Origin of the sequence: Photobacterium sp. TLY01, from assembly GCF_021432065.1 — a bacterium.
In the GTDB taxonomy this organism is placed as follows: Bacteria; Pseudomonadota; Gammaproteobacteria; order Enterobacterales; family Vibrionaceae; genus Photobacterium; species Photobacterium halotolerans_A.
This window is the reverse complement of record NZ_CP090364.1, coordinates 3,136,052-3,158,809: the sequence shown is the minus strand read 5'-3', so window position 1 is coordinate 3,158,809 and position 22,758 is coordinate 3,136,052. Positions and strand designations below refer to the sequence as shown.

General features: G+C 53.2%; 19 protein-coding genes. 9 read left to right on the top strand and 10 right to left on the bottom strand.

Annotation, left to right across the window (positions count from 1 at the left end):
* The first annotated feature begins 41 nt into the window (after positions 1 to 41).
* Positions 42 to 4,259 carry a DNA-directed RNA polymerase subunit beta' gene (rpoC, locus tag LN341_RS14635; RefSeq protein ID WP_046222140.1) on the top strand — a complete coding sequence of 1,406 codons (4,218 nt, stop codon included), beginning with the start codon at positions 42 to 44 and terminating at the stop codon, positions 4,257 to 4,259.
* 204 nt (positions 4,260 to 4,463) lie between these two features.
* Here the strand turns inward: rpoC and LN341_RS14630 are convergent, their stop codons facing one another.
* Positions 4,464 to 4,949 carry an Rsd/AlgQ family anti-sigma factor gene (locus tag LN341_RS14630; protein ID WP_046222141.1) on the bottom strand — a complete coding sequence of 162 codons (486 nt, stop codon included), beginning with the start codon at positions 4,947 to 4,949 and terminating at the stop codon, positions 4,464 to 4,466.
* Between the two features lie 160 nt (positions 4,950 to 5,109).
* Here LN341_RS14630 and nudC point away from each other — a divergent pair, with 160 nt between their 5' ends.
* Positions 5,110 to 5,901, top strand: coding sequence for an NAD(+) diphosphatase (gene nudC / locus LN341_RS14625; protein WP_370643660.1), 792 nt, complete (start codon positions 5,110 to 5,112; stop codon positions 5,899 to 5,901).
* Positions 5,902 to 5,945: 44 nt separating this feature from the next.
* Here the strand turns inward: nudC and LN341_RS14620 are convergent, their stop codons facing one another.
* Complete coding sequence (locus LN341_RS14620) at positions 5,946 to 6,125, bottom strand: hypothetical protein (protein ID WP_082095862.1); 180 nt, start codon at positions 6,123 to 6,125, stop codon at positions 5,946 to 5,948.
* A 244-nt stretch (positions 6,126 to 6,369) separates the two neighbouring features.
* On the opposite strand from LN341_RS14620, the gene hemE reads away from it, so the two are divergent.
* Positions 6,370 to 7,434 (top strand): uroporphyrinogen decarboxylase, encoded by a 1,065-nt coding sequence (gene hemE, locus LN341_RS14615; RefSeq protein WP_046222143.1) that lies wholly within the window; start codon positions 6,370 to 6,372, stop codon positions 7,432 to 7,434.
* A 62-nt stretch (positions 7,435 to 7,496) separates the two neighbouring features.
* Here the strand turns inward: hemE and LN341_RS14610 are convergent, their stop codons facing one another.
* The gene (locus tag LN341_RS14610) at positions 7,497 to 8,099 is read right to left on the bottom strand and encodes a uracil-DNA glycosylase family protein (RefSeq protein WP_234203692.1); all 603 of its coding nucleotides are present in this window, start codon (positions 8,097 to 8,099) and stop codon (positions 7,497 to 7,499) included.
* 5 nt (positions 8,100 to 8,104) lie between these two features.
* Entirely contained in the window at positions 8,105 to 9,016 is a 912-nt protein-coding gene (locus LN341_RS14605; protein ID WP_234203691.1) for a D-2-hydroxyacid dehydrogenase, read from the bottom strand.
* Between the two features lie 69 nt (positions 9,017 to 9,085).
* Here LN341_RS14605 and LN341_RS14600 point away from each other — a divergent pair, with 69 nt between their 5' ends.
* A complete protein-coding gene (locus LN341_RS14600; RefSeq protein WP_234203690.1) occupies positions 9,086 to 9,673 on the top strand; it encodes a YjaG family protein in 588 nt (195 codons plus the stop codon).
* A gap of 58 nt (positions 9,674 to 9,731) precedes the next feature.
* On the opposite strand, the gene LN341_RS14595 is transcribed toward LN341_RS14600, so the two are convergent.
* Complete coding sequence (locus tag LN341_RS14595) at positions 9,732 to 10,805, bottom strand: CNNM domain-containing protein (protein ID WP_234203689.1); 1,074 nt, start codon at positions 10,803 to 10,805, stop codon at positions 9,732 to 9,734.
* 330 nt (positions 10,806 to 11,135) lie between these two features.
* Here LN341_RS14595 and hupA point away from each other — a divergent pair, with 330 nt between their 5' ends.
* Positions 11,136 to 11,408: a nucleoid-associated protein HU-alpha gene (gene hupA / locus LN341_RS14590; protein ID WP_027254117.1), complete on the top strand. Its 273-nt coding sequence runs from the start codon at positions 11,136 to 11,138 to the stop codon at positions 11,406 to 11,408.
* A gap of 42 nt (positions 11,409 to 11,450) precedes the next feature.
* Positions 11,451 to 12,122, top strand: a complete 672-nt coding sequence (locus LN341_RS14585) for a DUF1481 domain-containing protein (protein WP_234203688.1) — start codon at positions 11,451 to 11,453, stop codon at positions 12,120 to 12,122.
* A gap of 97 nt (positions 12,123 to 12,219) precedes the next feature.
* On the opposite strand, the gene purD is transcribed toward LN341_RS14585, so the two are convergent.
* Together purD and purH are read right to left on the bottom strand one after the other, a co-directional pair.
* A complete protein-coding gene (gene purD / locus LN341_RS14580; RefSeq protein WP_234203687.1) occupies positions 12,220 to 13,506 on the bottom strand; it encodes a phosphoribosylamine--glycine ligase in 1,287 nt (428 codons plus the stop codon).
* Positions 13,507 to 13,601: 95 nt separating this feature from the next.
* On the bottom strand, positions 13,602 to 15,194 hold the full coding sequence (gene purH / locus LN341_RS14575) for a bifunctional phosphoribosylaminoimidazolecarboxamide formyltransferase/IMP cyclohydrolase (protein ID WP_234203686.1): 1,593 nt from the start codon (positions 15,192 to 15,194) through the stop codon (positions 13,602 to 13,604).
* A gap of 221 nt (positions 15,195 to 15,415) precedes the next feature.
* Here purH and zntR point away from each other — a divergent pair, with 221 nt between their 5' ends.
* The 3 genes from zntR to LN341_RS14560 all read left to right on the top strand — a co-directional run bounded on the left by zntR (position 15,416) and on the right by LN341_RS14560 (position 18,352).
* Entirely contained in the window at positions 15,416 to 15,826 is a 411-nt protein-coding gene (gene zntR / locus LN341_RS14570; RefSeq protein ID WP_234203685.1) for a Zn(2+)-responsive transcriptional regulator, read from the top strand.
* A gap of 110 nt (positions 15,827 to 15,936) precedes the next feature.
* Entirely contained in the window at positions 15,937 to 16,218 is a 282-nt protein-coding gene (locus LN341_RS14565; protein WP_234203684.1) for a pyrimidine/purine nucleoside phosphorylase, read from the top strand.
* A gap of 241 nt (positions 16,219 to 16,459) precedes the next feature.
* A complete protein-coding gene (locus LN341_RS14560; protein ID WP_234203683.1) occupies positions 16,460 to 18,352 on the top strand; it encodes a methyl-accepting chemotaxis protein in 1,893 nt (630 codons plus the stop codon).
* Positions 18,353 to 18,377: 25 nt separating this feature from the next.
* On the opposite strand, the gene LN341_RS14555 is transcribed toward LN341_RS14560, so the two are convergent.
* The 3 genes from LN341_RS14555 to LN341_RS14545 all read right to left on the bottom strand — a co-directional run bounded on the left by LN341_RS14555 (position 18,378) and on the right by LN341_RS14545 (position 22,095).
* Positions 18,378 to 18,908 carry an MltR family transcriptional regulator gene (locus LN341_RS14555; protein WP_046222154.1) on the bottom strand — a complete coding sequence of 177 codons (531 nt, stop codon included), beginning with the start codon at positions 18,906 to 18,908 and terminating at the stop codon, positions 18,378 to 18,380.
* A 55-nt stretch (positions 18,909 to 18,963) separates the two neighbouring features.
* The gene (locus LN341_RS14550) at positions 18,964 to 20,112 is read right to left on the bottom strand and encodes a mannitol-1-phosphate 5-dehydrogenase (protein WP_234203682.1); all 1,149 of its coding nucleotides are present in this window, start codon (positions 20,110 to 20,112) and stop codon (positions 18,964 to 18,966) included.
* A gap of 63 nt (positions 20,113 to 20,175) precedes the next feature.
* Positions 20,176 to 22,095, bottom strand: coding sequence for a PTS mannitol transporter subunit IICBA (locus tag LN341_RS14545; RefSeq protein WP_370643747.1), 1,920 nt, complete (start codon positions 22,093 to 22,095; stop codon positions 20,176 to 20,178).
* Between the last annotated feature and the right edge of the window lie 663 nt (positions 22,096 to 22,758).

The following is a 22,758-nucleotide window of genomic DNA, read 5'->3' as shown; positions in this document are numbered from 1 at the left end:
CCACGGCGCCTTTATGGGTCAACTCCTCACAGGAGCCGAATGTGAAAGACTTACTTAAGTTTCTGAAAGCACAGCACAAGACCGAAGAATTTGACGCGATCAAAATCGGTCTTGCTTCACCAGACATGATTCGTTCATGGTCTTTCGGTGAAGTGAAAAAGCCAGAAACCATTAACTACCGTACCTTTAAGCCTGAGCGTGACGGTCTGTTCTGTGCACGTATCTTTGGCCCGGTCAAAGACTATGAATGTCTTTGTGGTAAATACAAACGCCTGAAGCACCGTGGCGTGATCTGTGAAAAATGTGGTGTAGAAGTTACTCAGACCAAAGTACGTCGTGAGCGTATGGGTCACATTGAGCTGGCTTCTCCTGTTGCCCACATCTGGTTCCTGAAATCACTGCCATCCCGTATCGGTCTGTTGATGGACATGCCGCTGCGTGATATTGAGCGTGTGCTTTACTTTGAATCTTATGTGGTTATCGAACCTGGCATGACCAATCTTGAGCGGAGTCAGTTGCTGTCTGAAGAACAGTATCTGGACGCGCTGGAAGAGTGGGGCGATGAGTTCGACGCGCGCATGGGCGCCGAAGCAGTGAAAGCACTGCTGGCCAACATGGATTTGAATGCTGAAATCGAACTGATGCGTGAAGAGCTGGAAGAAACCAACTCTGAAACCAAGCGTAAGAAGCTGACCAAGCGTCTGAAGCTGGTTGAAGCATTTGTTCAATCCGGTAACAACCCAGAGTGGATGATCCTTTCAGTACTGCCTGTACTGCCACCGGATCTGCGTCCGCTGGTACCGCTGGACGGTGGTCGTTTTGCGACTTCTGATCTGAACGACCTTTACCGTCGTGTGATCAACCGTAACAACCGTCTGAAGCGTCTGCTGGATCTGGCTGCCCCAGACATCATCGTACGTAACGAAAAGCGTATGCTGCAAGAGTCTGTGGATGCCCTGCTGGACAACGGCCGTCGTGGTCGCGCTATCACTGGCTCGAACAAGCGTCCGCTGAAATCTCTGGCTGACATGATCAAAGGTAAGCAGGGTCGTTTCCGTCAGAACCTGTTGGGTAAGCGTGTTGACTACTCAGGCCGTTCGGTAATCACCGTGGGTCCATATTTGCGTCTGCACCAGTGTGGTCTGCCGAAGAAAATGGCCCTGGAGCTGTTCAAACCGTTCATCTACGGCAAGCTGGAAACCCGTGGTCTGGCGACCACCATCAAAGCTGCTAAGAAGATGGTTGAGCGTGAAGAAGCTGTCGTTTGGGATATCCTGGACGAAGTGATCCGCGAACACCCGGTGATGCTGAACCGTGCACCAACACTGCACCGTCTGGGCATCCAGGCGTTTGAACCTGTACTGATCGAAGGTAAAGCGATTCAGCTGCACCCGCTGGTCTGTGCGGCTTATAACGCCGACTTCGATGGTGACCAGATGGCTGTTCACGTACCGCTGACGCTGGAAGCCCAGCTGGAAGCGCGTGCACTGATGATGTCGACCAACAACATTCTGTCGCCAGCATCCGGTGATCCGATCATCGTACCGTCTCAGGACGTTGTACTGGGTCTGTACTACATGACCCGTGACAAGATCAACGCCAAAGGCGAAGGCATGTACCTGGCCGGCTCTGCAGAAGCAGAGAAAGCGTACCGCACTGGTAATGCTGAGTTGCATGCCCGTGTGAAAGTGCGTATCACCGAGCACGTGAAAAACGAGCAAGGCGAGCTGGTGAAAAACACCCAGCTGGTGGATACCACTGTCGGTCGTGCCATGTTGTGGCAAATCGTGCCTAAGGGCCTGCCATACAGCCTGGTGAACACCGAAGCGTTGGGTAAGAAGCAGATCTCGAACCTGCTGAACACCTGTTACCGTGAACTGGGTATGAAGCAGACCGTTATCTTTGCTGACCAGATCATGTACACAGGTTTTGCTTACGCAGCCCTGTCTGGTGTCTCTGTCGGTATCGACGATATGGTTGTGCCGGATGCGAAGTACACCAAGATCGCTGAAGCCGAAGCTGAAGTAGCCGAAATTCAGGAGCAGTTCCAGTCTGGTCTGGTAACGGCTGGTGAGCGTTACAACAAAGTAATCGATATCTGGGCAACGGCCAACGAGCAGGTTGCCAAAGCGATGATGGATAACCTGTCGTTTGACACGGTGATCAACCGCGAAGGTAAAGAAGAACAACAGAAATCGTTTAACAGCGTATACATGATGGCCGATTCCGGTGCGCGTGGTTCGGCTGCTCAGATTCGTCAGTTGGCGGGTATGCGTGGTCTGATGGCGAAACCTGATGGCTCGATCATCGAAACGCCAATCACAGCGAACTTCCGTGAAGGTCTGAACGTACTTCAGTACTTCATCTCGACCCACGGTGCGCGTAAAGGTCTGGCGGATACGGCACTGAAGACAGCGAACTCAGGTTACCTGACTCGTCGTCTGGTAGACGTTGCTCAGGACGTTGTGATCACAGCGGATGACTGTGGTACGCATGCAGGTATCACAATGATGCCGCTGATCGAAGGCGGTGATGTGAAAGAGCCGCTGCGTGATCGCGTACTGGGTCGTGTCGTGGCCGATGATGTGCTGAAACCGGGTACTGAAGAAGTACTGGTTCAACGCAACACGATGCTGGACGAGAAGTGGTGTGACATTCTGGAAGACAACTCAGTTGACCAGATCAAAGTGCGTTCCGTTGTGACCTGTGAAAACGACTTCGGTTGTTGCCGTAACTGTTATGGCCGTGACCTGGCGCGTGGTCACCTGGTGAACCAGGGTGAAGCGGTCGGTGTTGTGGCAGCACAGTCCATCGGTGAACCAGGTACACAGCTGACGATGCGTACGTTCCACATCGGTGGTGCGGCATCACGTGCGGCAGCAGAAAACAGCATTCAGGTGAAGAACAAAGGTTCTCTGAAGCTTCACAATGCCAAGTTCGTCACCAACAACGACGGCAAGCTGGTGATCACTTCGCGTGCTGCTGAGCTGACCATTGTTGATGAGTTCGGTCGTACCAAGGAAAGCTACAAGCTGCCTTACGGTTCGATGCTGGGCAAAGGCGATAACGATCCAGTTGAAGCCGGTGAAGTGGTGGCGAACTGGGACCCGCACACAATGCCAATCATTACTGAAGTGGCAGGTCATATCCAGTTTGTGGATCTGATCGATGGTGTGACGGTTTCTCGCCAGACGGACGACCTGACAGGTCTGTCTTCTATCGTTATCCTGGACGGTTCCGAGCGTACCGGTGCAGGTAAAGATATGCGTCCAATGGTGAAGCTGGTGGATGACAAAGGCAACGATGTCATGATCCCAGGGACTGAGATGCCTGCGCAGTACTTCCTGCCGGGTAAAGCCATTGTTCAGCTGGAAGACGGTTCTGCTGTGGGTATCGGTGACACGCTGTCTCGTATTCCTCAGGAATCTGGCGGTACGAAAGATATCACCGGTGGTCTGCCACGCGTTGCGGATCTGTTCGAAGCGCGTAAACCGAAAGAGCCTGCTATCCTGGCTGAAATCACAGGTGCAGTATCCTTCGGTAAAGAGACCAAAGGTAAGCGTCGTCTGATCATCACCCCAACCGAGGGTCAGCCATATGAGGAAATGATTCCGAAGTGGCGTCAGCTGAACGTCTTTGAGGGCGAGAAAGTTGAAAAAGGTGATGTGATTGCTGATGGTCCGGAAGCGCCGCACGATATCCTGCGTCTGCGTGGTGTTCACGCAGTAGCAGAATACATCGTGAATGAGGTTCAGGAAGTTTACCGTCTGCAAGGCGTTAAGATTAACGATAAGCACATCGAGACAATCATCCGTCAGATGCTGCGTAAGGTAACCATTACGGTTCCGGGTGACTCTGAGTTCCTGGAAGGCGAGCAAGTGGAATTCTCCCGCGTGAACATCGCCAACCGTCAGCTGATCGCTGAAGACAAGCAACCTGCGTTGTTTGAGCGTGATCTGCTGGGTATTACCAAAGCGTCTCTGGCGACTGAGTCCTTCATCTCTGCCGCGTCGTTCCAGGAAACGACTCGCGTACTGACTGAAGCTGCAGTTGCTGGTAAGCGTGATGAGCTGCGTGGTCTGAAAGAAAACGTGATCGTGGGTCGTTTGATCCCAGCGGGTACGGGTTTCTCTTATCACCAGCAACGTCAGCGTCGTCGTGATGCGGATCTGGCCCCAGTCGAGCCACAGGTTGATGCCGAACAAGCGTCACAAGACCTGGCGGCACTGCTGAATGCTGGTCTGAACGACGAAGATTAAGATCTGCCTGGTTCTTACGTAACCGAAACTGAAAAGGCACCCTCTGGGGTGCCTTTTGTTTTCTGGGAGCAATCAGACCTTGATTGGCTTTGAGCGACTGTCATATCTTGGTTGTTGAATTGACTTTAAGCATGCAAAGGCCTATCGGCAATCAGGATGCTGATTGCCTGTGTTTGCTCGAGACACAGCTGTAAGCGGCTGTGATTACGCGCCGGGTGGCACGGCTAAACTTTCACTGATCAGTTCAATCAGCTCATCTTCCAGCTCGAACCTCAATTCGATTTGTTCGCCCACCAGAGACAGTTCGTGATCAAAGTTATCCCAATCATCACTATCGTCTGTGATCTCACAATAGCGATCCGCAAAATTCAGCAAAGGATCTGTGGTATCCGTAATTTTGTGGTAGAGCTGTGAGATTTCTGTGGTCGGGGAGTATCCGGTCGCCTGCCATCTTGCCATCACCTTGTCGTAAATTTTAAAGTGACCTTCGGAGATGTAATCAACCAGTTGCTGGCTGAAGAGTTGGAGTTGCGATGACGTGGGAAGTTGCCGGGATTTATGTTCAAAGGGGGGTAAGCCAGCTAATTTGCAGTAATCTATCAGCAACTGCTGCCTCGACATCAGCCAATGATCAATGACATCATTGTTGCCGCCCCATTGTTTTTGCACTTGTTCGAATTTACTAAGCATGACCATGTCCTCATGATCGCCCCGCAAGTCGCAGGAGCCGAAAACAATACCTGTCAAACTCTTAGTGACACTAAGAGTACCAATATGGCAAAGCCAAATTCCACTGTTAGGTTTAGATTGCCAGCAAAACTGATACCCTGCAAGGATGGAGAAGTCACTCATGTCAAAAAAGCAAGAACACAGTTACTGGTGCGTCATTCGTGATCGCAGAATTTATTTAGAGGGTGGTAAGTTACCACTTACCTTAGAAGGCTTTACTGAACTTGATCTTGCTGGATCCAAAACGATCGGGTTTCATCAGGGATATCCGGTGAAATGGCTGGAAGATCCTGATTTGCTGGCCGATAAAAATTTTTATTCGCTCAGGGAATTACTCCACGAGCCTGAGGATCTGTTTGCGCTGGCCGGCAAAGCGATGCAGCTATCCTATATGCAAGAAACTCAAAGGTTTTGTTCCGCCTGCGGCGGCAAAACGACGCTGGCAGACGGTGGACAGGCCATGCACTGCCTGACTTGCAAGACTGACCATTATCCGCGTATTTCTCCCTGCATCATTGTTGCGGTGAAGAAGGATGACTGCATTTTGCTGGCACAGCATCCTCGCCATAAAAACGGTATGTATACCGTGATTGCCGGCTTTGTCGAGGCCGGAGAAACGCTGGAGCAATGTGTGGCTCGGGAAGTCAAAGAAGAGACAGGGATCGAGGTAACCCATATCCGCTACTTTGACAGCCAGCCCTGGGCGTTTCCGTCCAATCTCATGATGGGCTTTCTGGCTGAGCACCACAGTGGTGCTATCCGTCCGGATTACGAAGAGCTGGTGGATGCCCGTTGGTTTCAACACGATCAGTTACCGCAGATCGCGCCACCCGGTACGATTGCGTATCGCCTGATTCAGGCGACTTGTGCAGCCATCAGGCAGGAAGCCGCAATCCGGTCGGACGGTGTCTAGTAAACGATGAAGAGCCTGTAACTGAAACAGTAAATAGCTGGGGGTTAGCCGGAGTGGCTTTCTGGCAGCCCGCGGAAAACGGCTTTGGAATGTTTAATCAGATGCGCGGCATAATGCGGGGTGACTTTGTGCAACTGCCCTTTCATGGCTGTGAAAGAATTTTCCCAGCAGCGGTCTTTGTATACACCGGTTTCAGTAAATTCGATAACAACTTGCAGGTTCATAGATCCTCCAATCTTTGCAGTAGCCGATGTTGGCTGTAAATAACAGTATCAGAGAATACAGAGGGTATTGATTAAAATATCTGCAACATTAGATTACCAAAAATGAAACCGGTGGCGTGCAAATCGTGCTGTGTGCAAGCGATGTGCGCTAAGCGGCATTAATTACCCTTCAGGATGAATGCATAGCTGCTGATGCCGGATCAGGGTGTTACAATGTACTCAATTATTTGCCAGGATGTTGACAATGACAGAATTGAAGAACGATCGCTATCTGCGTGCTTTACTCAAGCAGCCGGTTGACTGCACCCCTGTATGGATGATGCGTCAGGCAGGCCGTTATCTCCCTGAATACCGGGCTACCCGCGGTGTGGCGGGCGACTTTATGTCGCTATGCAAGAATGCTGAACTGGCCAGCGAAGTGACTTTGCAACCTTTGCGCCGTTTTCCGCTGGATGCCGCGATCTTGTTTTCTGACATCCTGACCATTCCGGATGCCATGGGTCTGGGGCTGTACTTCGAGACCGGTGAAGGACCAAAGTTTGAGCGTCCGATCAGCTGCAAAGCGGATGTCGATAGGATAGGCATCCCTGATCCGGAAGGTGAACTGCAATATGTCATGAACGCTGTGCGTCAAATCCGAAAAGATCTCAAAGGCGAAGTACCGCTGATTGGTTTTTCCGGCAGCCCGTGGACATTGGCGACTTACATGGTGGAAGGTGGCAGCACCAAGGCCTTTACCAAAATCAAAAAAATGATGTACGCCGAACCTGCGGTGCTGCATGCACTGCTGGATAAACTGGCCGATAGTGTGATTCAGTATCTGAATGCCCAAATCAAAGCCGGTGCCCAGTCAGTGATGGTGTTTGACACCTGGGGTGGTGTCCTGACGCCACGGGATTACAAGTTGTTCTCCCTGCAGTACATGCACAAGATTGTCGATGGCCTGATCCGTGAAAACGAAGGCCGTCGTGTCCCTGTGACCCTGTTTACCAAAAACGGCGGGATGTGGCTGGAAGCGATTGCAGCAACCGGTTGTGATGCGGTGGGCCTGGACTGGACCATTGATATTGCCGACGCCAAGCGCCGTGTGGGCGATAAGGTGGCCCTGCAAGGTAATATGGACCCGTCTATGTTGTACGCGTCACCAGCGCGTATTCGTGAGGAAGTGGCCGGTATTCTGTCCGGTTTCGGTGAAGGCACGGGCCATGTCTTTAACCTGGGCCACGGTATCCATCTTGATGTGCCGCCGGAAAATGCCGGTGTTTTTGTCGAGGCGGTTCATGAGCTGTCTGCCCCTTACCACAAGTAAGCAGCGGTAGATGTCACCAGAAAGCGAGCTGAATGGCTCGCTTTTTGCGTTTTTAAGGTCGCTTACAGCCCCAGGTGCTGGTGGACATAGTCGCGGATGTAGGGGACAACATCGGCTTCAAACCAGGGGTTTTTCTTCAGCCACAAGGTATTGCGCGGCGATGGGTGAGGCAGCGGCAGATAATCCGGCGCCCATCGCCGCCAGGCTCTGACTGTCTCGGTCAGGGTTTTGGGTTTATCCGGCAGATAATAATTCTGCGCATACTGGCCGACCAGCAGCGTCATACCGATATTGGGCAGCAGCGGCCAGACCTGACCATGCCATTGTGGGGCACATTCAGGCCTTGGCGGCAGATCACCGCTCTTCCCTTTCCCCGGATAGCAAAACCCCATCGGCATAATGGCGATACGGCTGGGATCATAGAAGGTGTCACGGTCGAGATCCAGCCAGCGACGCAGCCGATCGCCGCTCGGATCGTTCCAGGGAATGCCGGTGTCATGGACCCGGGTGCCCGGCGCCTGGCCGATTATCATCAAGCGTGCTTCGCTGCTGGCCTGAATTACCGGCCGCGGACCGAGCGGCAGGTGCGCTTTGCACAGTTCACATTGCCGGATCCGGTCCAGCAATACAGGTAAGGCGTGGGTCGGGTTACGTTTGGACATCATCTGCCTTAATAGCCGAGTGCGAAATCAATCTGGTGTTGCAGCGGTTTCCCTTCAACATAGCGCAGGTAGTTGGTCTTGAATATTTCCATCACCTGCTGCGGGAAGCTTTCGGCGGCAATGTGCGGGGTGACAGTTATCTGAGGATGACACCAGAACGGGTGCTCTGCAGGCAGGGGTTCTTGTTTGAACACATCCAGAAAAGCATGGCTCAGCGCGCCACTGGCCAGCGCTTGGATCAGGCCTGATTCGCAAACCGCATTCCCCCGGCCGACATTAAAGAGCAAGGTGCCGCGGCAGTGACTCAGGCTGTCGGCATTGAGCAGATTGTCTGTCATGGCTGTGGCAGGCAGCACAGAGACCAGCACATCCGCTTGCTGCAGCGCCTCGCTCAGATCCTTGATCGCGATAATCTGATCAAAACCAGACGCGGAGCATTCGCCGGAGCGGTTCACCCCCAGCACTGTCATACCCAGTGCTTTGGCAGTACCAGCCAGGTGCTGGCCAATCGAGCCGGTGCCCAGAATCACCATGGTCTTGTCAGACAGAGCGCTGTAGCTGTGCGGTTGCCACTGCGCCTGCTGTTGCTGAGCCTGATAACGGCCGAAATGGCGCTGGTGGCCAATCAGCAAACCCATCACATACTCGCTGATCAGCTGACCGAAAATCCCCCGGACATTGGTCAGCGTATAATCGCTGCGCAGTCCGGGCCGGGTCAGCGCGTCTATGCCGGCATAGGTGGATTGCAGCCAGCGCAGCTGCGGAAATTGCGCTAACCTGTCCGTGATTAACGGCGGATCGGCCAGCACCAGGGTTGCATCATTCGGATTATCCGTCAGTGACAGTGCCGGTAGATCTGCTTCTTCAATCAGTTGGCGGTACAGGTCTGCCCGTCGGGAAACAATACAGAGTTGATGCATGGCTTTTTCCTTTTGCGCTGGCGGGTTATCAAGTAAAATTCAAGTTAACGTTTTCAGACAGATTATCCCATGCTTAAGAATCCAATTCAGCTTCGCCTAGAAAAATTTGAACCCTGGCAATACCTGACCTTTATGGCCTCACTTTGCGAGCGGATGTATCCGAATTACGCTTTCTTTTGTCGCGAGACTGAATTTGCGGATCCTCAGCCTTACCGCTTAATCCTCGACAGCGTCTGGGAAATCCTGACGGTGAAAAATGCCAAGATCAATTTTGAAAACCAGCTGGAGAAGCTGGAAGCGATGGTCCCTGCCGCCGACGATTATGACTTGTATGCGGTGAACCCGGCGATTGATGCCTGTGTCGGGCTGTCTGATCTGCTGCATGCGTTGCTGGACCGGGACTTGATCCCTGAAACCGCACTGAGTATCAGCTCTTTGTCTGTGGAAACCGTGGCCAATCTGGAAGAAGCGCGCGAGGGTGAGGAAATCACCAATGACAATCAGAAGAATAACCAGGCCGTGTGCGAAGAATGGGATGTCCAGTGGGCGATTTACCGCGCCCTGAAAGAGACCGATGGTCGGGATATTGAGCTGATTAAAAGCCTGCGCCGCGAACTGCGTGATGATGGTGTCAGCAATATCGGGATTACACTCTGATCCCCGTTGCCGCAATCAGGCAGGATGATTGTCCTGCCTGATTGGTCTTTATCGGGGATCAGTTGTTGTAGTCGTCTTCGTCTTCGTCGCGGTTTTCAATCACCCCGTGTTTTTTCTTCCAGCGTTCCCAGCGCTGAAACGCCAGTTGCTGCATGTCGGTACTGGTATCAGCTTCATCGACAATTTCTTCGCCGACCAGGCTCTCGAAAATATCTTCCAGGGTCACCAGCCCCATCACAGTACCGTATTCATCGACCACTAGGGCCAGCTGGACCCGTTCTTTCATCAGTTTTTCAAACGCCACCGGCACCGTATCCAGATTCAGCACCACAGGCAGCGGCCGCATCATGTCGCTGAGCAGCAAATTACCCTGTCCGCTCTGACTGGCAGCAAACAGTTCGAGACGGTGAACAAAGCCGAGAATATTGTCTTTGCTGTCTTGGTAAATCAACGGGCGAGAGAATGGGCTGTCTTTCGCCTCGCTCAAAAATTCGTTGATCGACAAACTGCCCTCGACCCGGAACAGGACCGGCCGTGGAGTCATGATTTTAGTCACGCTGACATCGCAGAACTGCAGCAGGTTATGCATGATTTTCGATTCCCCTTCAGCCAGTTCACCGGACTCTTTGGCCAGCATGGCCATAGCGGAGAGTTCATCCCGCAGTTTGGGTGGCTGGTGACCCCGCGACAAGCGCCGGGTGATTTGCTCCGAGCACCATACGAAAGGACGCAGCAGCCAGATCATCCATCCCAGCACATGAGCCGTGAGTGGGGCCAGCTGACGCCAGTAAGTTGCGCCGATGGTTTTGGGAATGATTTCCGACAGCAGTAGAATCCCGACCGTGAGCGCGGCGGAGAATACCCCCAGCCACTGACTGCCGAACACGACGGCGGCCTGGGCACCGGCAGTGGCAGCACCAATGGTGTGGGCGATGGTGTTCAGGGTCAGAATGGATGCCAGTGGGCGGTCGATATTGCCTTTCAGCTCTGCCAGCTTGTCTGCCATGGGATGTTCCTGCTGACGCAGGGTACCTATGTAGCTGGGAGAAATGCTGAGCAAGACAGCTTCCAGTACAGAGCAGACAAAAGAAACGCCGATGGCGATTGAGATATAGATGATCAGAAGTAACATGGGTTGGATGTGCTCTTAGTGGAATAACCATGAAGATACTCAAGGGGCCTCAAAGTGCCGGACGATCAGGGTCGTCACAGTACTGGCATGAATGCATGCGCTGGACTCACGGACCCTAGTTTCTTGAGTTCGTTGAGTATTAATTGGTGCAAGGTGAAGCAAAAGCAACCAGCGTCTTCTTCAGGATAGTAACAATTTGTGAACTTGCGCTCAGTTTATGGTTAAAGACCCCGCAGCTAACCGCAGGAAAGCCGACAAACCTTTGCCACATGGGCTTCTTTTGAATTAGAGTGGATAAGTCTGAAGAAAAAACCTTAGAAGGGAAACCGAATGAACAAGACCCAACTGATTGACCTGATTGCTGAACAAGCGGACCTGACTAAAGCGCAAGCAAAAGACGCGCTGGAATCAACCCTGAGCGGCATCACCGAAGCATTGAAATCCGGTGACCAGGTTCAACTTATTGGCTTTGGCACATTTAAAGTAAACCACCGCGCAGCGCGTACAGGTCGTAACCCGCAGACTGGTAAAGAAATCCAGATCGCTGCAGCCAACGTACCTGCTTTCGTTGCAGGTAAAGCGCTGAAAGATTCTGTAAAATAATTTGAACTCCGTCGGGGATCACTTCGACGGAGTTTTTTATTTATGAAACGAACCTGCCTGATTGCACTGACTTTTCTACTTTCTGCCTGCGGCAGCTCTGCTTTATCCCCCCATTCATTGTCTCCTTTGGAACGCCTGAGCGGTGGCCAGGTTGTTGGTGATGCGTCATCACTGTACTGGGGCAATCTGCGCCAGTCGAAACCCGAGTCGTTGGCTGAACGGGTCTGGATGGGCGATTACGGTGAATATCTGACGGATTATCGCTGGCATGACGGGCAACTGCGTGAATTGAAGCGCGCCGGCACAGCGCTGAAAGACGACAAACTTCAGCCGTTTGAACTGCATGTGCGTTACGATCAGCACGGCGATGCTGTGTTCCAGCGCTATAAAGTCGGCGACACGGTTTTTCCGTTGTCTGATACCCAGCTGCATCAGCTCAGCCAGCAGGCTGACATGGCGGTTGCGCTGCTCAGAGAGCAGTCGCGCGAGGGGCTCCAACTGGTGCAGGGCGTGTGGGACGGGCAACGACTGATATCCTGTGGGGAGCAGACCGAGCTTGAGATCCACTGGCAGCAGATTCATGCCCAGCCCGGTTATATCGCGCTGATTGGAAAATCTGACGGCCGGGGTAAGATCACCGCCCAGCAATTGGTGTTGAACCGGACCCAGGAGCAGCAGTGCCTGACGCCACCCAGATTACTGGATGTGTCCTGACGGACTGAGTGACAGATAAGTCGATCATATTAAATAAGGCGCCTTTCGGCGCCTTATTGCTATCTCTGCTTCATGCGGTGTTTTATTCGCTGCCAGATCAGGCCTGTTCACGGGCAATGGCGCGGTAGCCAATGTCATCGCGGTAGAAAACACCATCCCAGCTGATTTGTTTTGCCAGCGCATAAGCGCGTTGCTGCGCATCTGACACTGTGTCGCCCATCGCTGTGGCACATAACACGCGGCCACCATTGGTCACCACAGCTCCGTCTTTGCTGGCAGTACCGGCATGGAAGACTTTTTGTGCATCGCCATCCTGCAGAGGCAGGCCGGAAATCACATCGCCTTTGTTGTAATCGCCCGGATAACCGCCGGCAGCCAGTACCACGCCAATCGCCGCACGCGGATCCCACTGGGATTCTACGGTATCCAGCTTGCCATCAACCGCGGCCAGACACAGCTCAACCAGATCGGACTGCAGGCGCAGCATGATCGGCTGAGTTTCCGGGTCGCCGAAGCGGCAGTTATACTCAATCACTTTCGGCGTGCCGTCAGCCATGATCATCAGGCCTGCATACAGAAAACCTGTGTAGGGATTGCCTTCGGCAGCCATGCCACGCACGGTCGGAACAATCACTTCGTCCATCACGCGCTGGTGGATTTCCTGAGTGACCACAGGAGCCGGTGAGTAAGCGCCCATGCCGCCGGTATTGGGACCTGTGTCGCCGTTGCCAACGCGTTTGTGATCCTGACTGGTGGCCATTGGCAGAATATTTTCGCCATCAACCATGACAATGAAACTGGCTTCTTCGCCGTCAAGGAATTCTTCGATAACAACGCGGTGACCCGCTTCACCAAAGGCATTGCCTGCCAGCATATCACGCACTGCTGCTTCGGCTTCTTCCAGTGTCATGGCCACGATTACGCCTTTACCTGCTGCCAGGCCATCGGCTTTGACTACAATCGGGGCGCCTTTTTCTTGCAGATAAGCCAGGGCCGGCTCGATCTCGGTAAAGTTCTGGTATTCCGCGGTCGGGATCTGATGGCGGGCCAGGAAATCTTTGGTGAAGGCTTTGGAGCCTTCCAGCTGGGCAGCGGCCTGAGTCGGACCAAAAATCGGCAGTCCGGCTGCACGGAATGCGTCAACCACGCCAATCACCAATGGCGCTTCCGGGCCAACAATGGTCAGGCCGATTTGCTGCGCTTGGGCAAATGCCACCAGTGCTGCGGTGTCTTCGACGCCAATCGCGACATTTTCCAGCTTAGGCTCCAGGGCAGTCCCGGCATTGCCCGGTGCTACGAAAACTTTTTCGACTTGTGCAGACTGAGCCGCTTTCCAGCCCAGGGCGTGCTCGCGGCCGCCGTTACCAATGACAAGAACTTTCATGCTAAATCCTTTACCTCGTGAGATGGAGGAAAGCCCCTGATGCGATCAGGGGCTGATATACGCAGGAAGGCGCCACACAGACGCCTGCCAAAATATTAGTGACGGAAGTGACGCATGCCCGTGAAGACCATGGCCATGCCGTGTTCATCGGCAGCGGCAATCACTTCTTCATCACGCATGGAGCCGCCCGGCTGAATCACACAGGTAATCCCGGCTTCTGCCGCCGCATCTATGCCATCACGGAACGGGAAGAAGGCGTCCGATGCCATCACACTGCCGGCGACTTCCAGCTTTTCGTCCGCCGCTTTGATGCCTGCGATTTTGGCAGAATAAACGCGGCTCATCTGACCGGCGCCGACACCAATGGTCATGTTGCCTTTGGCGTAGACAATTGCATTGGATTTCACGTATTTAGCCACTTTCCAGCAGAACAGGGCATCACGCAGTTCTTCTTCGGTCGGCTGGCGCTGGGTAACCACTTTGAGGTCATCCAGGCCGACCATGCCTTGATCGCGATCCTGCACCAGCAGACCGCCGTTGACGCGTTTGACATCAAACCCTGTGGTTTTGCTGTCCCACTGACCACATGCCAGCAGACGGACGTTTTGCTTGGCAGACACCACTTCAGCCGCTTCGGCGCTGACGCTTGGGGCAATAATCACTTCGACGAACTGGCGCTCAACAATGGCTTTCGCAGTGTCGGCATCCAGCTCACCGTTGAAGGCAATGATACCGCCAAACGCTGAGGTCGGGTCGGTTTGATAAGCGCGATCATAGGCTTCCAGCAGGTTAGCACCCAGTGCCACACCACAAGGGTTGGCGTGCTTGACGATCACACAGGCTGGCTGGTCGAATTCTTTGACACACTCCAGCGCGGCATCGGTATCGGCGATATTGTTGTAAGACAGTGCTTTGCCCTGCAACTGACGTGCCGTGGCGACGGAAGCTTCTTCAGGCTGAGCTTCGACGTAGAACGCGGCGTCCTGATGGCTGTTTTCGCCATAGCGCATGTCTTGTTTCTTGATGAACTGCTGATTGAAGGTGCGCGGGAATTTCGAAGCCTCATCACCCTCTTTGTTGTCGCCGTAAGACGGCACCATAGTACCGAAATAGTTGGCGATCATACCGTCGTAGGCGGCTGTGTGTTCGAAGGCGGCAATGGCCAGATCAAAACGGGTGGCGTGGGTCAGTGAGCCGTTGTTGTCGGCCATTTCGGCCAGCACGCGGTCGTAGTCGTGTGCATTGACGACTATGGTCACGTCTTTGTGGTTTTTCGCCGCACTGCGTACCATAGTCGGGCCACCGATGTCGATGTTCTCAACGGCGTCTTCCAGCGTACATCCGGCTTTGGCGACTGTCGCCGCGAACGGATAGAGGTTCACCACCACCATATCAATCGGTGCAATGCCATGCTCAGCCATGATTGCATCATCCTGGCCACGTCGGCCCAGAACGCCGCCGTGCACTTTCGGGTGCAGGGTTTTCACACGGCCATCCATCATTTCAGGAAAGCCCGTGTAGTCGGAGACTTCAGTCACCTGAATACCCTGATCAGCCAGCAGGCGGGCAGTGCCACCAGTGGACAGGATATCGACGCCACGGTTGGCAAGAGCTTGTGCGAATTCAACAATTCCCGTTTTGTCTGATACGCTGATCAGAGCACGGCGAATAGGACGAGCGTTTTCCATTGCTACCATCTCTTTGATTGCGGTGAATTATTTGCCAAAAGCTGACCTGTTATACTGAGGTTGCCTTTGGCAAATAGCCTCATCCGTCAGGCGGGGATGGGATTTGCGTAATGGCGCGTATTTTACATGATTCCCTGCGTTGCGCAAACGTTTGCCTTGGGTCAGAAGTGCTCTGCCGCGAACGCTGGGCAGGGAGAGATGAGAAGGATCATGAGGTGAATATGGCTAGGTACTTGATCGGACAACTGGCAAAGCGCTGCGAAGTCAGCAGTGATACTTTGCGCTTTTACGAAAAGAATGGCCTGCTGATCCCCGGCGAGCGCAGCGAAAGCGGCTACCGGCTCTACAGCGACGAGGATGTTTCTCGTATCCGGTTTATTCTGCGGGCCAAAGCCATTGGCCTGAGTCTGGACGAAATCCGGGAGCTGCTGGCGATCCGGGTCGAAGCCGATCAGCACAGCTGCGCGGAAGTCAAAGCGATTACGCAGGCCAAGTTAGACGATATTGACAGCAAACTGGCGGAATTACAGCGAATACGCAGGGCATTGAAGCGCTTGAATGATGCCTGCTGCGGCGCGGCCGATGACGATGCGAGCCACTGTTCAATCCTGGAAGCGCTGGCCGATGAGTAGTAATGACTGAGGCCTCAGCAAGCGCTGATAAAGGTGTATGCGACCGCAAAAAACTGTGATAGCGTGATGGGTTTCCAATGCCCGAAAAGAAGAACAGGATAAGGATTATCATGCTGAATACGAACGAATATTTTGATGGAAATGTAAAGTCTATTGGTTTTGAAGCCGAAGGTGCGCGCAGCAGTGTCGGTGTGATGCTTCCGGGATCTTATACTTTTGGGACTGCTGCGCCAGAGCGTATGACAGTGGTCAAAGGTGCGATTTCGGTCAAGCTGCCGGGCCATGTTGATTGGGAAACCTACAACGCAGGTGATAATTTTGAAGTCCCTGGCGATGCTTCTTTTGATGTCAAGATTGAAGAAACCACCGCTTATTTGTGTGATTACCTGTAATTGCTCAAGTAAATCCAGGTCGGGCTCTGCAGCCCGGCCTGGCTGAATATTTTCCTGCAGACTGCCCAACCAAACCTGCTGTCTTCTGAACCTTCTCTCATTCTATGGGGTGGTTTCTACCCATAATGACTGCGCTGTGTCGAGCTTCAGCGCATTGCAAAGTATCGCTTTGTTCTTCTTGTCGAAATTTATGGCGTCCTATGCATGATACTGCTATGACAATTTTCCATGAGCGGTGTCTATGAATTCAATCAAGAACAAAGTCGTATTGGCCTGTATCCTGGCCATCTTTCTGTCAGGCAGTATTCTTATTATTGCTGGGTATCAATCATTTCAGGCGCAAACCTGGCAGGATTTGAGCAGAGAAACCCGCCAGACGCTTGAAGGCTACGCTTATGGCTTCGGCAAGTGGTTTGGCAGTAAGAAACAGAGTATCTCTGCGCTGTCAGAAGCGATTGCTGCATCAGATAATCTGTCCTCTCCCCACGCTATACTGGCGCAGGCGAAGCACTCTGCTGGATTTCTGCTGACCTATTATGGCACTCGCAGTGGCGATATGTACCGTGATGATCCTAACCTCGTCAGTCCGCCGGGGTTTGACCCGCGTCAGCGGAGCTGGTATCAGGCCGCTCAGGCAGATCAGCGTCAAATTACCACGGCTCCTTTTGTCAGTTCGACCGCTAAAAAACTGGTTGTTGCCATTGCAGAGCCTGTGATCCGAAATGGTGAATGGCTGGGGGCCGTGGGAGCAAACCTCGCGTTGGGCTCTCTGTCTGATGATATTCAGTCGATGTCGGTACCGGGAAACGGTGAAGCGATGCTGGTGACAGCTGAGGGGCTGATCTTAGCGCATCAGAATACTCAGCTGAATCTCAAGCAAGTCCATGAACTGGACAAGGCGCTTTCTGCCGGGGGGATCCGCGAAGCGGCCCAGCGTAAAGAGCTGGTTGCCTTGATGCTGGCGGGCAAACCAAGCCGCCTGATGGCAGTCCCCGTACCGGATACAAACTGGTCTTTAGTCTTTCTGATGGATGAAGCCGCGCTGACAGCCCCGATTAAGCGTATTTTAATGGAAGGGATAGGGATTGGGCTGTTGATTCTCGTGCTGGTGGCTGTCGTGGCCAGTGTCTTTCTGACCTGGTTGCTGCGTGAACTGAAGCAGGTTTCTTCTGCGCTGGAGGACATTGCGAAGGGACAAGGTGATTTGACGGTACGAGTGAACAGTCGCAGCCAGGATGAGATCGGACAGCTTGCTCAGCATTTCAATTTATTTGTCGGTCGTTTGCACCAGATGGTGACGGGCTTACGTGAGATTACGCATGAGCTGAATCGCCAGTCAACCCGTGTATCAGATGCATCAGAAGTGCGGACACAGTCGATTCAGAATCAGCAGCAGGATATTACTCAGGTGGCAACGGCGCTGAGCCAGATGGCGATTGCCACGCAGGACATTGCCTCAAATGCTGAGCAAACGGCTGAAACGGTACAGCAGCTTGTTGAGCTGAGTCAGACCAGCCAGAAAGAGATGCAGCAGAACCAAAAGGCCATTCACGGCTTAGCGCAAGAGATGCAGCAGTCCGCGACCTTGATCGGAGAGCTGGAACTGCAGGGGCAGCGGATTGGCAGTATTATTTCCACAATCAGTGATATTGCTGAGCAGACCAACCTGCTGGCGCTTAATGCGGCGATTGAAGCTGCCCGTGCCGGCGAACAAGGGCGCGGGTTTGCTGTGGTGGCTGATGAAGTCCGGGTGTTGTCGCAGCGGACACATACGTCGACGGCTGAGATTCAAACGATGATCCACACGCTGCAGCAGGTAACCCAGCAAGCGGTGACTGCCATGTCATCGTCGCATGAAAGGGCTGGCGCTTGTGTCACTGAGGCCGATATTGTCAGCAAGCGCTTAGAGGCGATGAGTGACGCGGTTGAACAGATCAATCACAAAGCAATCCAAATTGCTGCCGGCGCTGAAGAGCAGTCGACTGTGACGGATGATATCCGTAAAAATGCGATGACAGTGAATGCTGTGGCTGAATCTCTGGCAGAAGAATCGGTGAAATCCACTGAACAGTCAGTACAACTGAAAATACTGTCGAGCAGAATAGAGCAGGCGGTTGGCCAGTTTAAGCTGTAACACACTGAAAGCGTGCAGAGGCAGCCTAAAACGGGCTGTCTTTGTTGAGTGAAGTGGCAATGCCGGAAATGGCCAGTGCCAGGGTGGATTTGACGATCTGCTCCTGACGGGCGGTTTGCATCTGATAGAAAGCCAGATCGATGTCTTCGGTGATCGGGGCCATGTCCAGCTGGGCAATGCCCATCACATTGGCCTGATGAAGCGCCTTGATTTCTTGAATGATTTTAGGGTCGGTAAACTGGTATTCAGTCACATCCCGGTTGAGCATGTCTTTGATATGCAGGCAGCGCTCAATATCCTGATAGACAGGCTGGGCAATCACCCCCAAACCGTACAGCAGCTTAAGGCGTACGCTGAGCTCCCCAAGCGGACCTGTGTCGTGCAGCAGCGGCTCCACCACGGATTTCACCGCAAAGTCGTCCTTACGGAAAATTCGCTGGATCAGCGCATCGACGGCTTCTTCTAAGATCTCCACCGAAGTAATAAAAAAGCCGCGTACTGTGATGGCCTCGTTCAGGCGTTCTATGATGTCAGCTTCGTGTTCACTGGGTGCCATGAATGTGTCTTCTCTTTGTGCTGCAAAAGCGGGGAGCGCACTCCCCGCAAGGTGATCAGGTCAGCGTCTGATAGCAGTGTTCAATGTCACGGACCACTTCGCTGTCAGTGTCCAGACCCGTGTATTGTGCCAGCGTCTGGCGGACCCCTTTCTCATGTAATGTCTGCTGCAGTTCCACGGCCTGCGGATCGGTCGCATTCACATACTTCAAAGCCGCAGCGATGCCTTTGATCAGCATACGATTGTCAGTCCCGTACTCCAGCGTGCCCAGCAGGGGTTTAATCAATCTGTCGTTGCTGCCCAGCTTGCGCAGCGGCTGGCGGCCAACCCTGTCAATCTCATCGCGCAGGAAGGGATTGGCAAAGCGGGTCAGGATTTTTTCGATGTAAGCATAATGCTGCTCACGATCAAAGCCATACCGGCGAATCAGCACTTCGCCGCTTTCCCGCATTGCGGTTCTGACCTGGCCGCAGATTTCTTCATCTTCGATCGCATCGCGGATCGTCTGGTAACCTTTCAGCGCGCCCAGATAGGCGGTCATGATATGGCCTGTGTTGAGGGTAAACAACTTCCGCTCGACAAATGCCATCAGGTTATCTGTGGTTTCCATCCCGGCAATGTGGGGGATCTCGCCTTTGAACTGTTGCTGATCGACAATCCACTCGCTGAAACTTTCCACGGTGACTTCCAGGGGATCATCGTTGGCCGCTTCCGCAGGAGGCACAATACGGTCGACGGCCGAATCGACAAAGCCGACATGCTGATCCGCCAGCTGCCGGTGTGCAGGCGTCAACTGCTTATAGACCTCTTCTTTCAGGTGCGTGGTGCCCCGCACCATGTTTTCACAGGCGATGATATTGAGCGGCTGGGTGTTACCCGCTTCAAACCGTTTGGCCAGCCCGCTCGCGATGGTGCTGGCAATTTTATCCAGTACCGCAGGGCCGACGGCAGTGGTGATCAGATCGGTCTGCACTATCTGATTGATCACGTCTTGCCCGGCGGCGTTCACTGCTGTGATATGGCTGACGGTATCCAGATGACAGTCGTTCCCCACCACTTTGACCTTGTAAGACTGCGCATGGCTGAGCTGATCGATCAACGGCTCGTTTACGTCGGCAAAAGTGACGTTAACCTCGGCATCTGCCAGTACTTTACCAATAAAACCCCGGCCGATATTGCCGGCGCCAAAATGAACTGCTTTCATGATGATGACTACCTCAAGTTTGTGAGAGGCCGCGCTGGGCGGTCCCGATATCTGCACTGGCGGTTACGCCGCTTCTTCACTGGCCAGGATGCTGAGCACTTCCCGGACATCCTGGGTACGCTTGAGGCGCTCAATGGCCTCGTGGTCATCCAGTGCGTTGGTGATGGTAGTAATCACCTGAATATGTTCGTCATTTTTGGCAGCAATGCCGATCACCAGATGGGCGATGTCGTCTTCGTCATCGGTAAATGCCACCCCGGCAGGGTACTGGCAAATGACGATACCTGTCTTGATCACCCTGTCTTTGGCTTCCACTGTTCCGTGCGGCACGGCGATAGATTCCCCGAGATAAGTCGGCACCAGTGCCTCGCGGGCAAACATGGCATCAATGTATTCAGGTTCGGCATAGCCCAGTTTGACCAACTGCTCACCGGCGAAGCGGATGGCCTCGTCCTTATTGTTGGCCTGGAGTCCGAGGTGGATATTAGCTGCCTGGATCTGGAAAACCGAGGGTTGCTGAGGCGCCAGGCTGTCGTCATTGGCAGCTACCGGCGTCAGTTTCACCAGAGTCGGATCATTTGCCGCTTCCGGGCTGGACGCGGCCATGATACGGGTGAGCAAATCATTGTAGACCTGACCGTCAAGGAAGTTGGTCAGTGAAATATGCTGCGCCTGCGGGGCATGCTTGCGGGCACGCTCAGTGAGGTCTTTGTGAGTGATCACAATATCGACATTATCAGGCAGGTTGTTGATGGCACTGTTCGTGACATCAATATTCAATTTGGCCTCATTGACTTTCTTGCGCAGTAAACCGGCCCCCATGGCGCTGGAACCCATACCGGCATCGCAAGCCACGATGATGCGGCGAACCTGACTGAGCTGAGCCTTGGATACCTGGTGGGTGCTGGCAGTGGTCGCCGCAGCGCCTGTGGCAGCAGTCCCTTCAGTGGCTTTGCCCGATTTCATGGCTTTCATTTTCTCGCTGGCATCTTTGAGCGCGCTGCCGTCATCGTCTTCGGTTACTTTCTGGGTTTTCAGCAGCAGTGAAGCGACCAGGAAAGACACAGTCGCGGCTGCCACGATAGAGCACAGCACGCCCACGATCGAGGCTTTCGGCGCCATCAGCATCACGGCAAAGATAGAGCCCGGTGATGCAGGCGAGACCAGACCGGCATTGAACAGGGTCAGGGTGAAGACACCTGTCATACCGCCGGCAATTGCGGCCAGGATCAGACGCGGATTCATCAGAATATAGGGGAAATAAATCTCGTGGATCCCCCCGAAGAAGTGGATGATGGCAGCACCCCCGGCGGTCTGTTTGGCTGTCCCGCGGCCAAAGACCATGTAAGCCAGTAAAATGCCCAGCCCTGGACCCGGATTCGCTTCAATCAGGAAGAAAATAGACTGACCGACTTCATTGGCCTGCTGAATGCCCAGCGGCGAGAAGATACCGTGGTTGATGGCATTGTTGAGGAACAGAATTTTCGCTGGCTCAACGAAGATTGAGGTCAGCGGCAGTAAACCGGCATCAACCAGGAAGTTGACCCCGGCAGCCAGACCGCCAGAGAGAATTTTTACGAAAGGTCCGATCAGGAAAAAGGCAACGATGGCACACAGCATCCCGATGATGCCGGCCGAAAAGTTGTTGACCAGCATTTCGAAGCCGCTTTTGATTTTGCCTTCCACGGCCTTATCAAAGTGTTTAATTGCCCAGCCGCCCATAGGGCCGACAATCATGGCCCCCATGAACATGGGAATGTCTGTCCCGACAATCACACCCATGGTGGTCACGGCGCCCACCACGGCACCCCGATCGCCACCCACCAGTTTACCGCCGGTATAACCGATCAGCAGGGGCAGCAGGTAAGTAATCATTGGACCCACCAGCTTGGCTATCGTCTCGTTGGGCAGCCAGCCGGTCGGAATGAAGAGCGCGGTAATAAACCCCCAAGCGATGAATGCGCCAATATTGGGCATCACCATGTTGGAGAGGAAGCGGCCAAAATTCTGTATCTTGACCTTAGTGTCTGGTGATATCATAACGTTTCCCCGTTTGATGTTCAGCTTCAAGTTCTGTTGTGTCGATAACGGTTCGCCAAAACCGTCGATTGCTTCGTACCCAATCAATCTACCACAGATCCTGAAAACGGAACTGATAACGGGGTTCTCGTGATCCCCGTCTCCTTTTTTAGCGCTCCCCCACCCAGATACAGTGATCCAACTAACAATTACCCTGCGTAATAAAATTACATTCTCTATGTTTTCTAATAGTCAATTAATTTTAGCTGCTTGATGTCACATTTATTTGCTGATTGGTTATTAATCTTATAGTGATATTGATCACGCATTATGCATTTGGTCAAACGCTCTCTGGAAAAGGAAGTGATCTGTATCACTCCGCTAATTTTGTTCGCGCTGTGAAATAAAATCGTATTTTTCAGGTGCTATGAATTTGTCACTAAGTTACAGCTTGAGATATGCATCTGCGGGCTTACGGGGTGTGTCGCGGGAAGCGATTGAAGCGGGATTGAGCGTGAGGGGGGATCGAGGAATCGTCATCAAAAAAGGGTTATGCGTGCGCATAACCCTGTCAAATCAGCGTCATCTGAACGGATGATCAGTTCATGCCGTATTATCAATTTACTC